This window comes from Lacticaseibacillus chiayiensis (assembly GCF_004123795.1).
GTDB classification, from domain to species: domain Bacteria; phylum Bacillota; class Bacilli; order Lactobacillales; family Lactobacillaceae; genus Lacticaseibacillus; species Lacticaseibacillus chiayiensis.
Genome location: NZ_MSSM01000066.1, coordinates 1 through 3,357, shown reverse-complemented (window position 1 = coordinate 3,357; position 3,357 = coordinate 1). Strand labels below are relative to the sequence as shown.

At 47.5% G+C, this 3,357-nt stretch carries 3 protein-coding genes and 1 tRNA gene; 1 reads left to right on the top strand and 3 read right to left on the bottom strand.

The genetic code is table 11. The annotated features are described in order from the left end of the window. Positions 1-266 (top strand): tyrosine-type recombinase/integrase (locus tag BVJ53_RS14385; protein WP_158280593.1); only part of this gene is annotated, 266 nt, incomplete at its 5' end. A gap of 127 nt (positions 267-393) precedes the next feature. Here BVJ53_RS14385 and BVJ53_RS14380 read toward each other — a convergent pair. The 3 genes from BVJ53_RS14380 to BVJ53_RS14365 all read right to left on the bottom strand — a co-directional run bounded on the left by BVJ53_RS14380 (position 394) and on the right by BVJ53_RS14365 (position 2,972). Then, positions 394-465, bottom strand: a tRNA-Arg gene (locus BVJ53_RS14380). Between the two features lie 486 nt (positions 466-951). Then, positions 952-1,881: a cysteine synthase A gene (cysK, locus tag BVJ53_RS14375; protein ID WP_129302948.1), complete on the bottom strand. Its 930-nt coding sequence runs from the start codon at positions 1,879-1,881 to the stop codon at positions 952-954. 260 nt (positions 1,882-2,141) lie between these two features. Beyond that, the gene (locus tag BVJ53_RS14365; protein ID WP_129302947.1) at positions 2,142-2,972 is read right to left on the bottom strand and encodes a homoserine O-succinyltransferase; all 831 of its coding nucleotides are present in this window, start codon (positions 2,970-2,972) and stop codon (positions 2,142-2,144) included. Between the last annotated feature and the right edge of the window lie 385 nt (positions 2,973-3,357).

The following is a 3,357-nucleotide window of genomic DNA, read 5'->3' as shown; positions in this document are numbered from 1 at the left end:
ACGTGATTACAGACAGCGCATGTAACAAAGCCCTGCACGTCATTCAGAACAAAGCTGGGATCCCTGAAGATAAGCAGATCACCTTTCACGGGTTGCGTCATAGCCACGTCAGCTACTTGATCAGCAAAGGCGTCGACATCTATTATATTTCAAAGCGGTTGGGTCATTCAGACGTGACTATTACGATGAAAGTCTATGGTCATTTGTTAGACTCACAGAGAAAACAAGAAGCACATAAGGCCGTGTTATTCATGGATCAGCTATGATTGTGTTTGTCCCCTTTTTGTCCCCCGAAAAATAAAAACAAAGGAACTCTAAAGATACCTAAATTGCTGTAAATGCTGATACATAAGCTTTTTAAAAAGCTAAAATAACCTAAAGAAAGCTAAATAATGCCTCCACCGGGATTCGAACCCGGATCTGTGGTTTCGAGGACCATTATGCTATCCATTGCACCATGGAGACTTACGAGTTTTATTATAGCGCTTTTAACGTAGTGGTGTTGACTTTCATCGACTGTTCAGGCTTGAATCTGTCAAAGCTTTTTAATTGCAATTAAATAAAAAAGCCCGATGGTTAGCCCATCAGGCGCTACTGGTTTTTCCGTTGTCTGCCAACCGCACGTATTATTTTCACCGTGGAAGAATTTCAGATTAATATAGGAGCCAGCACTCCGTTTGCTACGTTTAAATTGCCATCTCCTAAACTGATGCGTCAACTTATTTCTTCTGACAACGGACAATTTAGCCAGACAATGGTCAGAAGACAGCTCGAATGAAAACACTCCCAAAAGCCCCCAAAAGTTTACGATAAATCAGCCCAAAACAAAAAGCGCCCAACCCCTTTAACATCAAAGGATTGAACGTTTTTGATCCCGTCTAAGTGTCAAAGATTGGCACCCACAACGCCACTACCTACGCATCGTTTAGCTAGGTACGGCATTCGCTGACCTTAATCATCAAACTTAAACAAATCCGTCGACAGATACCGCTCGCCGTTATCCGGAGCAACGGTTGCGACGCTCTTGCCTTTGCCGAGTTTCTTGGCAATTTCAATGGCCCCGAAAATGTTGGCACCTGCAGAAATGCCTGGTAGGAAGCCTTCTTCATGGCTAACGTGCCGCGCCATGCCGATGGCCTGGTCACTTGTTACTTCAACAATGTCTTGGTAGAGGTTCGTATCCAAGACATCGGGAATGAAGCCGGCGGAAATGCCTTGAATCTTATGCTTGCCGCCGTGGCCTTCTTTTAGCATTGGCGACTCGGCTGCTTCCAAAGCGTAAATCTGGACGTTTGGATTGATTTTCCGTAAAGCACGACCAACACCGGTTAACGTACCGCCTGTACCGACGCCTGCGACAAACGCGTCTGGCGTGCCGCCGTCAAATGACCGGATAATTTCCTGTCCCGTGGTACGTTCGTGGACGTCTGGGTTAGCCGGATTCTGGAATTGCATCGGCAGGAAGTAGCCATTTTCTTTGCTGAGTGCTTCGGCTTTTTTAATGGCACCTGGCATACCGTCTGCGCCTGGGGTCAAAATCAATTCAGCCCCGTAGCCGCGCATCAATGCCCGGCGTTCGACACTCATGGTTTCCGGCATCGTGATGATCAGATGATAACCCTTAGCCGCTGCGACCAGTGCAAGGCCGATTCCCGTGTTACCGGAAGTCGGTTCGACGATGGTGCCACCTGGTTTCAATACGCCTTTGTATTCAGCATCTTCAATCATTGCCAGCGCGATCCGATCCTTCACGGAACCACCTGGATTGAAGAATTCAAGCTTTACGTAAACGTCAGCTGCGCCTTCAGGTACAACACGATTTAACTTAAGCAATGGGGTGTTGCCAATCAAACCTGTAATATTATCTGCTGCTGTCACCATGAATAAAACCTCCAATTTAGTGAGCGTGAACCAGCCCGCTTAGAAACCGGAGTGTAAGTGGCCTCAGACGTGATGGCCCGGGCTTAGGCCATTGCGGATGAGGTCCTTACACGCAGGTTTCTGGGCTGGTGAGCGCGTTATAGTGAGCGTGAACCGGCGCGATTAGGAGTCGGAATGTAAGCGGCCTTGGGCGTGATGGCCCGGGCTTAGGCCATTGCGACCAAGATCCTTACATGCAGGCTCCTGCGCCGGTGAACGCGTTATTGTGTCAGCGTCAAACGATTTTCATTTCGATGCGCGGCAACATGCCGTACCCAATTGTCAAAAATCGTTCGTTGCGTTTTCTTCCAATTAAACTTCGGATGATCATAATCGTTTTTGTGATGGTAGTAATGTTTAGCGCGCGCGTAATCAATCTCGGGATGCGCGGCAATTTCGCGGTGGTATTCCGCATCCAATCCCCACCGATCATATTCGATATGCGAAAAGATAAACGTTTGCGTATCAGTGGGTTCCGTGACCATAAACAACTTGCCCTTCGTCGTTGTTGCGTTGATTATCAACCGTGGATCATGACGAATATCGCGCACATCCATTTCGGCATAGCGAGCATGCGGTGCCTTAAATCCATCTTTCAAACCTTTTAGTAGTGGGTGTGGTTTTAAAATCGTCTGCGGATAAACACCAAACAATTTATGCGGCAAAATGAGCTTATTGACACCAAAAAAATAATTCAGTGCCACCATCCCGCCCCAGCACAGGTAGAGCTGATTCGGCACGTGCTGCCCGAGCGTCTTCAAGAGCGTCCGCACCTCGGCGATATAGTGCACCTGGTCAAACTCCAAGGTCTCGATCGGCGAGCCGGTAATGATGAACCCATCCATGGTCGCCGCCTCGTGAATATCCAGCGGGTCTAAAATCGCGCTGACCGCTTCTGGTACATCGCGTCCGGCATAATGGGTCATGGGATAGTAAAAATGCAATTCGACCGGTACGTCTGTGCACGTCAAGACGTGTTGCAGCCGCGTTTTGGTGTCTGCTTTATCGTGCATGACGTTTAAAATGCCGATCTTAACTGGCGCTTCCGTCAAGGTTCACCTCCTAGCCTCTGTCTGATAGTACCCGTTCAACCTTAAATGAAACTTTGCACATGACCGCTAAATAAACTTCTCCCGCGAATGGTCACTTGCCCGTACACATCAGGTGGATACCCTGAGCGTTTACATGGCGCCAACATCGTTTAAAGCCATTGAGGTTTTTCATCGTATCCTCCCTTTCAGTACTTATATACTAACTAAATGTAAGACCAATAACAAGCGTTAGCGTCAAGATATTCGCGAATTCTTTTTGTTGGATTAGTTGGCAATCAGCAACTCACCTTTGTCGCAATTTGACGGTCAATGCCTGCACATTGAGAACTTCGCTTATATCTTTTCAACCGATAAACTAAGACTTTCCTGTCCAAAACATGTCAAA

What these genes read in the sequence shown, in the direction of transcription:
- cysK (WP_129302948.1), bottom strand. Translation starts at nt 1,881, where the DNA reads ATGGTGACAGCAGCAGATAATATTACAGGTTTGATTGGCAACACCCCA.